This window comes from Pseudoalteromonas sp. bablab_jr011 (assembly GCF_016464045.1).
Lineage (GTDB): Bacteria > Pseudomonadota > Gammaproteobacteria > Enterobacterales > Alteromonadaceae > Pseudoalteromonas > Pseudoalteromonas lipolytica.
In genome coordinates this window covers 20,795-36,156 of sequence record NZ_JACDWU010000208.1, presented here as the reverse complement: position 1 = coordinate 36,156, position 15,362 = coordinate 20,795, and the positions used below count along the sequence as shown (strand labels likewise).

Sequence of the window (15,362 nt, the reverse complement as noted above, 5' to 3'; positions counted from 1 at the left end):
CATGCTCGAATTTAATAACAAACAAATAGACACTGATAAACAAGGTTATTTACTCAACAGCGCAGATTGGAGTGAAGCACTGGCTCCTATAATTGCTGAGCAAGAAAACATAACCCTGACTGCACAACATTGGGAAGTCGTGCATTTTGTTCGTGACTTTTATTTAGAATACAACACCAGTCCAGCTATTCGTATGCTAGTAAAAGCAATGGCACAAAAACTCGGCGAAGAAAAAGGCAACAGCATGTATCTATATAAGCTGTTTCCAAAAGGCCCTGCGAAGCAAGCTACAAAAATTGCAGGTTTACCAAAGCCAGCAAGGTGTATTTAATGGCACACAAACCTACGAGTAAACCGCGTCGCAGTAATGGGCGACGTTATTCAAGACCCACACTAAAACGTGAAGTAAAAGAACCCTTAAGCCCAGAGCAACGCAAAGTTGTGCTGTTCAATAAGCCATTTGATGTATTGTGCCAATTTACGGATGATCAAAATCGTAAAACTCTGGCTGATTTTATAAACATCAAAGACGTTTATGCTGCAGGTCGCCTCGACAGAGACAGCGAGGGCCTATTGCTACTCACCAATTGTGGAAAATTACAGCACACATTAACTGAGCCACATAAAAAGACCGCTAAAACTTACTGGGTGCAAGTCGAAGGCGATGTTACCGACGAAGCCATTTATGCGCTCAATAAAGGTGTAGAGCTTAAAGATGGCATGACCAAACCAGCCAAAGTTAAACGCATTGACGAACCGACCTTATGGCCTCGAACACCACCGGTAAGAGAGCGTAAAAACATTCCGACTAGTTGGCTTGAAATCTCAATAACTGAAGGACGAAATCGTCAAGTAAGGCGCATGACAGCCCATGTTGGTTTCCCGACCTTAAGACTTATCCGTTACAGCATTGGCAAATATACCCTTGCAGGATTAGCAAGTGGCGAATATAAAGTAGTGGATAACCCAGATGCATAAACCTCATGTCACTGTTGCCGCTATCGTTACCTGTCAAAACAAGTTTTTACTGGTAAAAGAGCGTGATAAACACACAGGCGAAATTTGTTACAATCAACCTGCAGGGCATTTAGAAGCACACGAGACCGTGAGCGAAGCAGCAAGTCGTGAACTATACGAAGAAACGGGTTTAACGCTCTCCCCTTCACATCTTGTGGGTATTTATAATCTGCATGCCACAAATGGTGTACACTACATGCGATTTAGTTTTGCGTTTAGTTGCGCAGAGCAGCTCCCCCCTTCACCTATTGATAGCGATATTATAAGCGCTCACTGGTTCAGCTTAGACGCCATAAAAGAGCTGCCACTCAGAAGCCCTCTGGTTTTAAAGTGTATTGAAGATCATCTCGCAGGACATGCCTATCCACTGAGCCTGATTTACCAATAACGACGCGTGTTATTTACCAATAATGACGATTATTTTGATTAACGCTGTTAAATAAAAGCGATTTATTACAGTAACAAGCAAATAACCACTATTTGCAATCAGTAGCGCGCCTAAATTACGTTTAATCCTAACTGAAACTCGCATCTTGAAGTGGTTTGGGTATATAATATCGGCCTTTCCACAGCAGTTAAAAAATGACAGCGAATATTATGAGCGAAAATAGTCACATTAAAGTCATCGTTGGTATGTCCGGCGGTGTTGATTCTTCTGTATCAGCGTATTTATTAAAGCAACAAGGCTATCAAGTAGAAGGCCTGTTCATGAAAAACTGGGAAGAAGACGATAATGATGAATATTGCGCTGCTGCAGAAGATCTTAAAGACGCACAAGCCGTGTGCGATAAACTAGGTATTGAACTACATACTGTTAACTTTGCAGCAGAATACTGGGATAACGTGTTTGAGTACTTTTTAGCAGAGTACAAAGCAGGTCGCACACCTAATCCAGACATCATGTGTAACAAAGAAATTAAATTCAAAGCCTTTCTAGAATTTGCAGCTGAAGCGCTAGGTGCCGATTATATCGCCACGGGTCATTATGTGCGCCGTGAAAAGCGAGACGACAAATATGTTATGTGCCGTGGCCTTGATGACAACAAAGATCAAAGCTACTTTTTATACACACTAAGTCATGAGCATATTGCACAAACACTTTTCCCTGTTGGTGATATTGCCAAGCCAGACGTTCGTCGCATTGCCGAAGAACAAGATTTAATAACGCACGATAAAAAAGATAGCACCGGTATTTGCTTTATTGGTGAGCGTAAATTTAAAGACTTTTTACAAAAATTCTTACCGGCACAACCGGGCAAAATTGAAGACACTGATGGTAACGAAGTCGGTGAGCACGAAGGTCTTATGTACCATACCCTTGGCCAACGAAAAGGCCTGTTAATTGGCGGTATGAAAGAAGGTTCAGGCGAGCCTTGGTATGTTGTAGACAAAGACATTGCACGCAATGTTTTAGTGGTTGGTCAAGGTAAAGATCACCCTCGCTTATACAGTAATGGCTTAAATGCTAACCAACTTCACTGGGTTGACCGTGTTGGGCCAAAGGGCACGACGCGTTGTACAGTGAAAACACGCTATCGCCAAGAAGACATCAGCTGTACATTGCTGGTTGGTGAAGATGGTATGGCACGCGTATTATTCGATGAGCCACAAAAAGCAGTGACACCAGGCCAATCAGCCGTTTTTTATGCTGACGAAGTATGCCTCGGTGGCGGTATTATCGATTCGGTGATCAAATAATGACAGAGCACCAAGTCATGGCATTAGCCGCCATGTGTCAAGTTGCTAAACAGGTTCAAAAAGTAGCGCAATATGGCAGTGGTAGCGATCACGAATTAGAAAAATTACTCAACTGTATTGTAGAAACGTCACCGAATACCCCTGAAGATGTATACCAGGGAAAACATAATTTACGTGAGGGTTATCGCGTGTTGACTGCCCAGCTTTCAGCAGGCGCCGACAAAGACGTTGAAATCGTAAAGTATGTAGGTGGCTTAATGCAGTTAGAACGTGCATTAAGTGCAAAACAAAACAGTTTAAATGAATTAGGTCGACGTATCGATGATGTAAAACGACGCCTCGACCATTTTGCAATCACAGATGATACCGTGGTCGCAGCGCTTGCCGATATTTACTCATCGGTGCTAAGCCCCCTTGGGCATCGTATTCAAGTGTACGGCAAGCCAGAGTTATTAAAGCAGCAACTCACGCAAAACAAAATCCGCGCTCTCCTTTTAGCCGGAATTCGTAGTGCCGTGTTATGGCGACAAATGGGCGGTAAACGCCGTCACTTTTTCTTTGCGAAAAGAAAAATTCTCGCTATTGCTAAACAGTATATTTAATTATCGTTCAAACTAGACAATTTAGGAGTCATTATGGAGCTTTCAGCGTTAACCGCTATCTCTCCGGTAGATGGTCGCTATGGCAGCAAGACCACGGAACTACGCAGCATTTTCAGCGAATTTGGTTTAATCAAATACCGTGTAACTGTTGAGGTTCGTTGGTTACAAGCCTTGTCTGCAGCAAGCGCAATCACAGAAGTACCGGCATTTAGCGACGAGGCTAATGCTTTACTTAATGCCATTGTTGATAACTTTAGCGAAGCTGACGCAGCACGCGTTAAAGAAATCGAGCGCACAACTAACCACGACGTTAAAGCCGTTGAATATCTACTGAAAGAAAAAGTAGCTGACAACGCAGAGCTTAACGCAGTGAATGAGTTTATTCATTTCGCATGTACATCAGAAGACATTAACAACCTATCTCACGGTTTAATGTTAACTGAAGCGCGTGACAAAGTGTTACTTCCTTACTGTGATCAACTCCTAAATGCTTTAAAAGAAAAAGCAGTTGAATATAAATCTGTTGCTATGATGACTCGTACACACGGTCAGCCTGCAACACCTTCAACAATGGGTAAAGAGTTTGCAAACGTCTACATGCGCTTAAAGCGTCAACGTGACCAAATTGCTCAAGTTGAAATGCTAGGTAAAATCAACGGTGCAGTAGGTAACTACAATGCCCACCTAAGTGCATACCCAGATTACGATTGGCACAACCATGCTGAACAATTCGTTACGAGTCTTGGTTTAACATTTAACCCATTCACAACACAAATCGAGCCACACGATTATATTGCAGAGCTTTTTGATGCAATTGCACGTTTCAATACTGTGCTACTTGATTTTGACCGTGACGTTTGGGGTTACATTGCTCTTAATCACTTTAAACAAAAAACGATTGCGGGTGAAATTGGTTCATCAACAATGCCACATAAAGTAAACCCAATCGATTTTGAAAATTCTGAAGGTAACTTAGGTATTGCAAATGCAATCTTTGCTCACCTTGCGCAAAAACTGCCTGTATCTCGCTGGCAACGTGACCTAACTGATTCAACCGTTTTACGTAACCTGGGTGTGGGCATGGGCTATACCCTAATTGCTTATCAAGCAACGTTAAAAGGTGTTAGCAAACTTGAAGTTAACGAACCGCGCCTTTTAGAAGAACTTGATCAAAACTGGGAATTACTTGCTGAGCCTATTCAAACAGTCATGCGTAAATACGGTATCGAAAAGCCGTACGAAAAGCTTAAAGACTTAACACGTGGTAAACGTGTTAACAAAGAAATCATGGCTGATTTCATTGATGGTCTTGATTTACCAGAAGAAGCAAAAGTTGAAATGAAAAAATTGACACCGGCAAACTATATTGGCCGTGCTGTTGAGTTCATTGATAACTTAGCATAAATTGCGTATGTGACTTTAAAAAGCGAAAGGCCTTCCTTTCGCTTTTTTATTACTTTTAATCATGCCAACTTGCTCAATTAATACCATCTTGCTTACTTAAGTGGTTTATTTTGAGGCAATAAAACCGCGTTGATAACAGGCAAAAATTTAGTTATTTAGTTGTTCTAAATCAGAAATTTTAACGCTGGTAGCGACTGGTTTAATCACTCAAGATGATTAAGTATTTTTGCACATTGGTATAACTCAACAGCTTGGTATTAGGTACCTATATGTATCAACTAACTATTAATTCGCTTACTCCGCAGCAATTCCTAAGCGAGTATTGGCAGAAAAAACCGCTACTTATTAAACAAGGTTTTAGTGATTTTCAAGATCCAATTGAGCCAGAGGAGTTAGCTGGACTTGCAATGGAAGACAGCATTGAGTCACGTATCATCACCAATCATGCTGATGACTGGCAGGCATACCACGGCCCATTCGAAGACTTTAGCTTACTAACAGAAAAGAATGCCACATTGCTAGTACAAGCCGTTGATCATTGGCATGCAGATGCAGCTCAATTACTTGAACCATTTCGTTTTATTCCAAACTGGCGAATTGATGATCTGATGATAAGTTACTCAACACCAGGGGGTGGCGTGGGTCCGCATCTAGACCAATATGATGTATTTATCATTCAAGGTCTTGGCAAACGTCATTGGCGTGTTGGTTTACCTGATGCAAACTTAAAACAATTCGCTCAAAATAAAAGTCTACTTCAAGTAGAACAATTCCCTGCTGTAATTGATTGTGTATTAGAGCCTGGCGATATTTTGTATATTCCTCCAGGTTGCCCACATGAAGGCTATGCAGTTGAAAATGCTCTTAACTACTCAGTGGGTTTTAGAGCACCTAATCAACGAGACTTACTCTCACAATTTGCCGATCACCTAATTGATACTGAACTTGGCAATACACGCTATGGCGATAGCAAGCTGACACTGCGCGATTCTAAAGGTGAGCTAAACAACCTAGAAGCCGAGCAAATTAAACAGCTCATGATCGCAGCCATCGATGATAATACAGTGTTTAAAACCTGGCTTGGTAACAGTTTAAGTCAACCAAAACACGATATGGACTTAGCGCCTTTAGAAGAGCCCTACACGGTTGATCAAGTACGTGAGCTGCTCACTGATGAAACGCTGGTTTTTGAACGTTTAGGTGGTACACGCGCTATTTATCAAATTATTGATGATAAAGTTCTTTTAAGTGTTAACGGTATAAACTACCTGCATGAAATGAGTGCACTTGCCGATATCAAAAGGCTTACAGACCAAAGCTGGCTGACAGCAGACGATATAAATAGTTCAAAAAATAACCACGACTTTTTAAAAACATTTACTACACTTTTAAATGAGGGTATTTGGTTTTGTTAGGAGCGTGTGCTTATGGGGTATCATATTGACGAAGTTGAATGGAGTATCGACAAGGAACTCTTACAACGGATCAGAGAACGTGTATTTGTATATGAGCTTCATATACCAAAACACGTTGAATTTGATCATTTAGATAAAACAGCCCATCACGTGCTCGTTACAGACGATGGAAAATGCCCAGTTGCCACTGGGCGTTTGTGTAATGATGGCTTGATTGGGCGCATTGCCGTCTTACCAGAGCATCGCAACCGTTCGGTCTATAAATCACTGCTAACCTACTTAGTTAATATGGCTGAAAAGCAAGGCTGTGATTGCGTCAGTATTAATTGTATTTTAAATGAAGTTGAACGATTTAAACGAAATGGTTTTGCTGCTGATGGCTTAGTATTTATGGAAGCGGGTATTCCTAGACAGCGAATGCTTTGCCCTATAAAACAGTTTGATACGCGACCATTCACGATGGTTCATTAGTGACTTTTGTCATTTTCATAAAAAAGCTGAATAAAATTATTCAGCTTTTTTTTATAATTAAAATGCGATTACGCGGGCTCATTCTGCCACATTTCATCTTTTTCGAATAACTCATACAAACCATGAGCGCGATTAATCAGTAGGTTAGCAAAATCAACTTTCGTTTTATCTGTTGCACCAGATTGCATCAATTGGTCTGCTTTTAATTGCCACTGCATTGAGAAATAACGTAAGACTTCGCGTGGGTTTGCAGCCGCGCCCGCTTCAGCATGATCGGTAGGTAATCGACCCGTAATCACCCAATAACTTTTACCATTTTGCGCTTTGAACTTCCAAATTGCGACTAGCGGTGCAATAAAACGGCTTTCTTTTTCAACAACAGTTTGCGGTATAACACCTTTTTCAGCTAAGTGCTTTTGTGCATTTTGGAAACATTCTCTTTGCCAAATAACACTTTGCTTTTGTGCTTCTGCTTGTTCTTCAGGTGTTAATGGTCTCGCTTGTTTTTGTTCCATGATGGTTACTCTTTTACAACATTTCAGACACTTTAAGGCTTAATATTGAGCTGTGCAAGTGTTTAGGGGTAAACGAAGTGCATTTGGATATTATTCACCCAAGTTAAAAGGAAGAGCCCGGTTCCGTTAAAAATTGCAGCTCTTCTTGCGTTGATTCTCGCCCTAAAATGGCATTGCGGTGGGGATAACGACCAAATCTATCAATGATCAGCTTGTGTTTTAGTTCAAATTCATAATTAGGCAGGCCCCTGAATAATTGTAAGGCCTGCTGATGAATCGCTTTTGATTCACTGTGCATAAAAGGCATATAAATAAAGGCTGCTTGTTCAGTCGGTAGTGCCTTGTCAAAGCCTAATTCGATTGCACGCTGAGCAAGAGTTAGCGCTTGGGCATCTTGGCTAAAAGCACGCGGTGAATTGCGATAAATATTACGAGAGAACTGATCTAAAACAATGATTTCTGCTAAAGAGCCTATCGCATCGACTCGCCAATTAGCGCACTCTCCTGCTATTACCTGCAAAAGTAACGGTGCGTATTTATCAGTAATTAACCTATCTAATTCATCGGACTGCTGATACCAAGCCGAAGGCCCTAAATCATTAAACCAAAAATCAATAACTGATTGCTTATCCATGCACTCGTCTCCTACATTTAATTGCCTAGCACTTTTGCTGGGTCTACACGGGTGGCTTGCCATGCAGGATATAAAGTGGCCAGTATCGCTAACACAAAGGTCACAATAACGGTGATCACAATATCTTGCCAGACTAATTTACTGGGTAAAAACTCAATAAAATAAACACCTTGTAAAGGGTTGTCGCCCAAAAGGTTACTCAGCCAAGTAAATAATTCGCTGATATTTAACGCGACCATCACACCGATAATAGTGCCAAGTACAACCCCTATTAGCGCCTGTGTAAATCCCTGCATCACAAACGTTGCTAAAATAGTACTGTCTTGTGCGCCCATGGTTTTTAGAATGGCAATATTTGCTTGTTTTTCGCGTACCTCCATCACCAAAGATGACACGATATTAAAGCTCGCCACAGCAATGATTAAAAACACCACAATATAAACAATGGTGCGCACCATTTGAATGTCTTGATACAAGCTGCCCTGCGTTCTAAACCAACTCGAGACATACACATAATCAGGGATAACTTGGCCAACACGCATCGCGATTTGATGAGCATTAAAAACATCATCCACTTTTAAACGTAAACCTGTAACCTGATCTTCACTAAAACCCAATACTGATTGTGCTTTATCTAAACGAATAAAAGCAGCCGTTTCATCAATAGGTCCACCCATGTTAATAATGCCAGCCAAGTTTAAACTAACCCGTTTTGGCGCAAGCAAGGTGTTACTTTGCTGGTTAATTTGCGGGATTAACAAAGTAACAGGATCCCCTATTTTCAGCCCTAGTTTATTAACAACTTGCTGACCTAAGAGAATATCTTCTTGTTGCAGCTGGCTAACCAGTCGGCCTTGAGTAAATTGATTAATCGCTGATACTTGGTTTTCAAATTCGCTAGCAACTCCACGTACCTCAACAGCTTTTAAATCACTTTTAAATTGCGCCATGCCATTCACGCTAATAAAAGGCGCCGCTCCCACTACACCAGATTGCGAGTTAAGTAGGCTTACTTTTGACTGCCAATTATTAATCGGTTTATTCGGCGCAACATATTCAACCTGAGGCACGACAGACAGTAAACGATGAACAAGCTGTTGCTCAAAACCATTAATAACCGAAAGGGCAACGATTAAAACGGCCACGCCCAATAAAATACCAATTGTCGATGCTTTAGCTATAAAGCTAACAAAACCGTTTTGCCCATCTTTGTGTCCTGAGTGCGCTCTAAAACGCTTCGAAATAAACGCACTAAGCAACATGCTGAGACTCTTTAATCGCTAATTTTCCATCGTCAAGATAAGCAATCTTGCCAAGCTTATCAGCAAGTTCTAAATCGTGTGTTACCACCACAAAGCTGGTTTTTAAGCTGCTGTTTAACTCTTTAATGAGGTCGTATATTTTAATCGCATTTTGCTTATCTAAGTTGCCGGTAGGCTCATCGGCAAGCACTAAAGCGGGCTCTGTCACCAATGCACGCGCAATTGCGACACGCTGACGCTCACCACCAGACAAAGCCGATGGTTTATGTTCACTACGATGAGACAACCCTACTTTATCAAGCATAACCCGTGCTTTTTCAGTCGCGTCCTTGGCACTTAATCCCTTTATGAGTAACGGCATTGCAACGTTTTCAACTGCCGTAAACTCCATTAATAAATGATGAAATTGATAAATAAACCCTAAATTCTCATTACGGAAATTAGCTTGTTGCTTACGATTTAGTTTACCGACTTGTTTACCTTTAATTTCAACTTTACCGTCTGTGGCACCATCAAGCGTACCTAAAATATGTAGTAACGTGCTTTTTCCTGAACCCGAGCTGCCAACAACAGCGAGCATTTCACCTTGCTCTAAGCTCAAGTTAACCCCTTTTAATACTGCAACTTGGTTTTCGCCATCTTGATACACTTTATTAAGCTGCTGACACTTGATTACTAACTCACTCATAACGTAATACCTCTGCTGGGTTCACTTTTGCAGCTTTACGGGCAGGATACAACGTTGCTAAAAAGCTCATTGCAATACTACCGGCGGCAATTAGGCTTAAACTGACTACATCAAATTTAACAGATAAACGCATGCCTGCGAGTAAATTGATGCCAAACATATTCAATAATTCATTAATGTACTGACTAAACAACACACCCAGTAATGCACCAATGCTGGTGCCAATTAAACCGTTATACAGACCTTGGATCATAAATACATTTTGTACTTGTGCTGGTGTTAGCCCTAAGGTTTGCAAAATAGCGACTTCACTTTGCTTTTCACTCACCATCATGGTTAAAGCCGAGACGATATTAAACACCGCAACTAATACTATTAATCCCAGTAACATAGACATGATGCGCTTTTCCATGGCCACCGCAGCGAATAAGGTGCCTTGGCTATCGCGCCAGTCTGTGTGTTCAACGTCTTTAAATATAGACGCATGACTTTTAAGCACCTGCTCAACGGCAAATGGTTCATGCAAAGAAACACTCAAATTAGGGGCAACTGATTGTGAGAGCTTTAAAACACGCTGCAATGAATAGCCGCTAGTAAATGCAAGTGACATATCGATTTCAGATTGTGTTTCGTACAGCGCTGCAACCGTAAATAAACGCTGGCTAGGTACTCGACCAAGCGGAGTATAGGTGCTTGCATTTGGCATGATCACTCGTACTTTATCACCCAACGAAATACCCAGTTTACGACTTAAATAACGACTTATTGCTATGTGATAATTTTCATCCATGACTAGTGACCAATTACCTGCCACTATTTTTTCTTTAATGTTATATAACGAGCTCCCATCATCATATAAGCCTTGTAAGAGCACACCATGAAGGTCTTGATTAGTTTGTAAAATAGCCTCTCCATGACGATACAAATTGACTTGTTTTACAGCAGGAGACTCCGACAGCTGTGACTTAATACGCGACATGGCTTCTTTAGACTGTGACTTAGCGTCCACTTCAATATGCGGGATCAAACCTAACATATTAGTCTTGAGGTTATTTTCAAAACCATTCATCACAGAGCTTACGGTAAATAGAGCCATTAAACCGATAGCAATGCCCGCAATAGAAAAAAACGAAATAAAAGAGATAAAGGCGTTGCCCTTTGAGGAGCGGCTATATCTCAGCCCTATAAAAAGGCTAACAGGTTGAAACATAAGTAATTATAGGTTTTATAAGGGCTAAATATGCGCTCATGTTAGCATATATTTAGCCATGATGGGATTATCGAATTTGTAAAAAATAATTATAAATCTGATACTTGAACAGTCTCTATTAAGTGGTCTAATAATGCTTTTACATTAGTTGCAATAAATTGCCTTGGCGGATATACCCCCCAAACGCCTTCAGGTGCGGGGGCAACATTGGAAAGCACCGCGACTAATTGACCTGACTGCAAATATTTATCCACGTAATAATCTGGTAGCTGCACAATGCCTAAACCTTTAATAGCAGCATCAACCAAAGCCCAGCCACTATTACACTGTAATCGACCCGCCACTTTAATATGTTTATCTTGAAGTTGATCTTTCACACGCCAGTAACTGTTATTTCCAATTAAACAGTGGTGCTGATGAAGTTCACTCACACTATGAGGCTGACCATAGTTATTGATATAGTCTGGGCTACAACAAATCACTAAACGTCGCTGACTTATTCGTCTGGCCTTTAATGATGAATCCTTTAAATGCCCTAACCGAATCGCCAGATCAAACCCCTCATCTAATAAATTGACTTGTTCATTGCTCAAGTGACTAATAACTTCAATATCAGGATGTTTCTGCATAAATGTATGGACAGCAGGCATAATGTAGCTTTCGCCATACATCACTGGTGCAGTTAATTTAATTGTCCCTTTTGGTGTCAGTTGCTGCTCAGCCAAAAGTGCCGTGGCGTCGTCCATCGCATTTTGCAATTGTTTAGTTTGATGAGCAAACACTTCACCTTCTTGGGTAAGTACCACCTTGCGTGTTGTCCGAGTAAGCAATTGCGTATTTAAACGCTCTTCTAATTGGCTCACATAGCGACTGACATGCGCCACTGACATCCCTAATAATCGACTTGCTTTAGTAAAGCTGCCTGTTTCAGCGACGGCTAAAAACTCATCAATTCCATGCCAACGATTCATTATTACCATACTGTAAAAGTGTTTTAATAAATCGAAGATTATCATCCATTGAGAAATAAATAAAATAGTCTATGTTAATTATCTACTACCTACAAATAAGGGAACGTTATGACTGATTTTATTAAATCAAAAGCAGCAATTGCTTGGGGACCAAACCAACCTCTATCGATTGAAGAAGTCGATGTGATGATGCCTAAAAAAGGCGAAGTGCTTGTAAAAATTGTAGCAACCGGTGTTTGTCACACAGACGCATTCACTTTATCTGGTGAAGATCCTGAAGGTATTTTCCCTGCTATTCTCGGCCATGAAGGCGGCGGTATTGTAGAGGCTGTGGGTGAAGGTGTAACTCACGTTGAAGTCGGCGACCACGTCATTCCTCTTTACACCGCTGAATGTGGCGAGTGTAAGATGTGTAAATCGGGTAAAACAAACCTGTGTTCAGCTGTTCGTGAAACACAAGGTAAAGGTTTAATGCCAGATGGCACCACTCGTTTTTATAAAGACGGTCAACCAATTTATCATTATATGGGTTGCTCAACGTTTTCTGAATACACTGTACTTCCTGAAATTTCACTCGCAAAAGTGAGTAAAGAAGCCCCGCTTGAAGAAATTTGCCTACTTGGCTGTGGCGTAACAACAGGTATGGGGGCGGTTACTAAAACTGCTAAAGTACAACAAGGTGACACGGTTGCTATATTTGGTCTTGGCGGCATTGGTTTATCTGCCATTATCGGTGCAAAAATGGCAGGCGCTAGTCGTATTATCGGTATTGATATTAATACCAGCAAATTTGAACTGGCTACTAAGCTTGGCGCCACAGATTTGATCAATCCAAATGATTTCGATAAACCAATTCAAGAAGTGATTGTTGAAATGACCGACGGCGGTGTCGATTTCTCATTTGAGTGTATTGGTAACGTAAACGTAATGCGCTCTGCACTTGAGTGTTGTCATAAAGGCTGGGGTGAATCAGTTATTATTGGTGTTGCAGGCGCAGGCCAAGAAATTTCAACACGCCCATTCCAACTTGTAACAGGCCGCGTATGGCGTGGTAGCGCATTTGGTGGAGTAAAAGGCCGTTCTGAGTTACCTGAAATCGTAGAACGATATATGAAGGGTGAATTTGCACTTAATGACTTCATCACACACACCATGAAACTTGAAGATATTAATGAAGCCTTTGACTTAATGCACGAAGGTAAGAGTATCCGCTCTGTTATTCATTACTAATCATTAATAAGCGCCTTGATTTAAAAAGGCGCTTTCATTTTCAAGGATGCTGATATGCTCGAAAATATAAGCTCAACAAAAGTCAGCGGTGGTTGGCATAAGCAATACACGCATCAAGCGAGCAGTACACACTGCGCAATGCGTTTTGCTATATTTTTACCACCGGGTGCAAGTGAAACCAATAAAGTACCTGTGATGTATTGGTTGTCAGGCCTTACTTGTACTGATGAAAACTTTATGCAAAAAGCCGGTGCCTTTAAAAAAGCCGCCGAACTGGGCATTGCTATTGTCGCACCTGATACCAGCCCACGCGGCGACACCGTACCTGACGACGAAAGCTACGATTTTGGTCAAGGCGCAGGCTTTTATATTAACGCAACACAAGCCCCCTACAATGTACATTACAATATGTATGATTATGTTGTGACTGAGTTGCCAGCGTTAATTGAAGCGCACTTCCCTGTTACTGATAAAAAAGCGATTGCAGGTCACTCAATGGGAGGGCACGGCGCCCTAATGATTGCGCTTAAAAATCCAAAACAGTTTGTCAGCGCAAGCGCATTTAGCCCTATCGTCAACCCTATTAATTGCCCATGGGGTGAAAAGGCATTTACTCATTACTTAGGGAATGACAAAGCGGCGTGGCGCAATTACGATAGCTGCGAGCTCATGAAACAAGCAAGCCCAGAAGATTATTTACCGCTGCGTATTGATCAAGGCGAAGCTGACAACTTTTTAGTTGAACAACTAAGAACAGAAAACTTGTTTTTGGTCGTCAATGAAAAAGATTACCCCGCTGAAATAAATATGCATGCTGGCTATGATCACAGTTACTATTTTATTAGTAGCTTTATTGATGAACATTTAGAGTTTCATCACCGTCACCTGTAGTGTACTTAGTGTGAGGATATAACTTCCTCACACGCTTTCAACAAAGCAAACAGATAGGCGCTAACGGTTGGAGCCTTGCTTTTGTCAATAACTTACTTACCTGAGAATCAAAGTAGCTGAAAATACTCACCCACAACTATTAAAGTATATCCTCAAAAATTATAAGTCGATTTTATTGCAACATGGCAGTTATATTTTTAAGACTTCTTCAACAACAAGTTCTTGTAAATAAATAAATTTTCACCTCCCCCCCTCACGAAATTACCTAATTTAAAGCGCAAGTAACCTCTAATGTGAGCGCTCTTGCGATAAATACGTGCATCCTTTTTCTCTCGCTTGCGTCTCTAGTAGTGAAGTGAATGTTTAATCACAATATAAGGAAGCAAGACAATGAGTACAACTAACAACACCGGTAACCCCGCCACTAGCAGTAACTGCGACGAGCCCTGTGTCTGTAACAATGAAAGTAACTGTAACAATGACTGTGACAGTAGCTGTAATTGTAACTGCAACTGTGCTAACAATGAGTGCCAAACCTTACAGCCCTGCCATTGTAAGAGCTGTAACCCAAATACAAAAAACAGCTGCTGTTAAGCTGTCATAAATATCAAGGCAACAGCAGTTAGGTGCTGATGCCTTAGTATGGACGAAGCCTAATTATGATTGAAAATATCTGGAAGCAATTCCACCAGCAACTGCTGGGATTTATCGCCAGCAAAGTGAACGACCAAGCGATGGCTGAAGACATACTGCAAGATGTCTTTATTAAAGTGCTTAACAATATCGACAGCCTTAGTGCCGCCGACAAGCTACAGCCCTGGCTTTATCAAATCTGCCGTCACGCCATAATTGATTACTACCGCAGTAAACGTCCCAATAGTAGTAGCGACGAACTAGAGCAACTGCATGCGCCTGAGGTAGACTGGGCAGCTGCTTACAGTGAGCAGCAACTCAACCGCTGTATTAACACGTTAATTCAAGATTTACCCGCCCATGTTAGCAACATACTTATCGACAGCGAGTTGCAGCAACTCAAACAACAACAAATTGCCGACAAATATAAATTGAGCCTGCCAGCGGTTAAATCACGCATCAAACGCGGTCGCGAACAACTTAAAACTAAATTACAAGCGTGCTGTAACTTTACCTTCGCGGTAAAGGGCATGGATGCAGAGTGTAAGAATCAATGCGGTTGCAGCGCAGATAGCTAGCCTATTAGATCACTTAGAAGCCGGCACTCACTATTTACTTTAAAGAGTCAGCCAGCAAGACGGGATTTCCTCACACGCTTTCACCGTGACAAAATTTTGCGGCACACTCACTGCGACTCTTCTTTAACCACCTCTTACAAATA

General features: G+C 41.3%; 17 protein-coding genes. 11 read left to right on the top strand and 6 right to left on the bottom strand.

Going from position 1 to position 15,362, the window contains the following annotated elements; all coding sequences use genetic code 11:
* The first annotated feature begins 1 nt into the window (after window position 1).
* The 8 genes from tusE to JIG41_RS12475 all read left to right on the top strand — a co-directional run bounded on the left by tusE (window position 2) and on the right by JIG41_RS12475 (window position 6,607).
* Entirely contained in the window at window positions 2–331 is a 330-nt protein-coding gene (gene tusE / locus JIG41_RS12510) for a sulfurtransferase TusE (protein ID WP_036968729.1), read from the top strand.
* A complete protein-coding gene (locus JIG41_RS12505; protein ID WP_199524850.1) occupies window positions 331–978 on the top strand; it encodes an rRNA large subunit pseudouridine synthase E in 648 nt (215 codons plus the stop codon). The genes tusE and JIG41_RS12505 overlap by 1 nt, the downstream gene beginning before the upstream one ends.
* On the top strand, window positions 971–1,405 hold the full coding sequence (locus JIG41_RS12500; protein ID WP_036968734.1) for an NUDIX hydrolase: 435 nt from the start codon (window positions 971–973) through the stop codon (window positions 1,403–1,405). The genes JIG41_RS12505 and JIG41_RS12500 overlap by 8 nt, the downstream gene beginning before the upstream one ends.
* Before the next feature lie 209 nt (window positions 1,406–1,614).
* Window positions 1,615–2,715 (top strand): tRNA 2-thiouridine(34) synthase MnmA, encoded by a 1,101-nt coding sequence (gene mnmA / locus JIG41_RS12495; protein WP_065979989.1) that lies wholly within the window; start codon window positions 1,615–1,617, stop codon window positions 2,713–2,715.
* Window positions 2,715–3,317, top strand: coding sequence for a high frequency lysogenization protein HflD (gene hflD / locus JIG41_RS12490; protein WP_036968737.1), 603 nt, complete (start codon window positions 2,715–2,717; stop codon window positions 3,315–3,317). Before mnmA ends, hflD begins: the two co-directional genes overlap by 1 nt.
* A gap of 33 nt (window positions 3,318–3,350) precedes the next feature.
* Window positions 3,351–4,721 (top strand): adenylosuccinate lyase, encoded by a 1,371-nt coding sequence (purB, locus tag JIG41_RS12485; RefSeq protein ID WP_036968740.1) that lies wholly within the window; start codon window positions 3,351–3,353, stop codon window positions 4,719–4,721.
* Between the two features lie 269 nt (window positions 4,722–4,990).
* Entirely contained in the window at window positions 4,991–6,136 is a 1,146-nt protein-coding gene (locus JIG41_RS12480; RefSeq protein ID WP_074988266.1) for a cupin domain-containing protein, read from the top strand.
* A gap of 12 nt (window positions 6,137–6,148) precedes the next feature.
* Window positions 6,149–6,607: a GNAT family N-acetyltransferase gene (locus JIG41_RS12475; RefSeq protein ID WP_036968745.1), complete on the top strand. Its 459-nt coding sequence runs from the start codon at window positions 6,149–6,151 to the stop codon at window positions 6,605–6,607.
* 68 nt (window positions 6,608–6,675) lie between these two features.
* Here JIG41_RS12475 and JIG41_RS12470 read toward each other — a convergent pair whose 3' ends face one another.
* The 6 genes from JIG41_RS12470 to JIG41_RS12445 all read right to left on the bottom strand — a co-directional run bounded on the left by JIG41_RS12470 (window position 6,676) and on the right by JIG41_RS12445 (window position 11,887).
* Window positions 6,676–7,122 (bottom strand): DUF4826 family protein, encoded by a 447-nt coding sequence (locus JIG41_RS12470; RefSeq protein ID WP_036968747.1) that lies wholly within the window; start codon window positions 7,120–7,122, stop codon window positions 6,676–6,678.
* Between the two features lie 103 nt (window positions 7,123–7,225).
* Window positions 7,226–7,756 (bottom strand): DUF924 family protein, encoded by a 531-nt coding sequence (locus JIG41_RS12465; RefSeq protein ID WP_074988267.1) that lies wholly within the window; start codon window positions 7,754–7,756, stop codon window positions 7,226–7,228.
* A 17-nt stretch (window positions 7,757–7,773) separates the two neighbouring features.
* A complete protein-coding gene (locus JIG41_RS12460; RefSeq protein WP_074988268.1) occupies window positions 7,774–9,018 on the bottom strand; it encodes a lipoprotein-releasing ABC transporter permease subunit in 1,245 nt (414 codons plus the stop codon).
* Window positions 9,008–9,706, bottom strand: a complete 699-nt coding sequence (gene lolD, locus JIG41_RS12455) for a lipoprotein-releasing ABC transporter ATP-binding protein LolD (protein WP_036968755.1) — start codon at window positions 9,704–9,706, stop codon at window positions 9,008–9,010. The genes JIG41_RS12460 and lolD overlap by 11 nt, the downstream gene beginning before the upstream one ends.
* The gene (locus JIG41_RS12450) at window positions 9,699–10,916 is read right to left on the bottom strand and encodes a lipoprotein-releasing ABC transporter permease subunit (protein WP_199524849.1); all 1,218 of its coding nucleotides are present in this window, start codon (window positions 10,914–10,916) and stop codon (window positions 9,699–9,701) included. Before JIG41_RS12450 ends, lolD begins: the two co-directional genes overlap by 8 nt.
* 89 nt (window positions 10,917–11,005) lie before the next feature.
* Window positions 11,006–11,887: a LysR family transcriptional regulator gene (locus tag JIG41_RS12445; protein ID WP_036968761.1), complete on the bottom strand. Its 882-nt coding sequence runs from the start codon at window positions 11,885–11,887 to the stop codon at window positions 11,006–11,008.
* A 108-nt stretch (window positions 11,888–11,995) separates the two neighbouring features.
* On the opposite strand from JIG41_RS12445, the gene JIG41_RS12440 reads away from it, so the two are divergent.
* From JIG41_RS12440 to JIG41_RS12430, 3 genes are all read left to right on the top strand, one after another.
* Window positions 11,996–13,117: an S-(hydroxymethyl)glutathione dehydrogenase/class III alcohol dehydrogenase gene (locus JIG41_RS12440; RefSeq protein ID WP_036968764.1), complete on the top strand. Its 1,122-nt coding sequence runs from the start codon at window positions 11,996–11,998 to the stop codon at window positions 13,115–13,117.
* A gap of 54 nt (window positions 13,118–13,171) precedes the next feature.
* The gene (gene fghA, locus JIG41_RS12435) at window positions 13,172–14,008 is read left to right on the top strand and encodes an S-formylglutathione hydrolase (protein ID WP_036968767.1); all 837 of its coding nucleotides are present in this window, start codon (window positions 13,172–13,174) and stop codon (window positions 14,006–14,008) included.
* Between the two features lie 659 nt (window positions 14,009–14,667).
* Window positions 14,668–15,219 (top strand): sigma-70 family RNA polymerase sigma factor, encoded by a 552-nt coding sequence (locus JIG41_RS12430; RefSeq protein WP_199524848.1) that lies wholly within the window; start codon window positions 14,668–14,670, stop codon window positions 15,217–15,219.
* Window positions 15,220–15,362 lie beyond the last annotated feature (143 nt).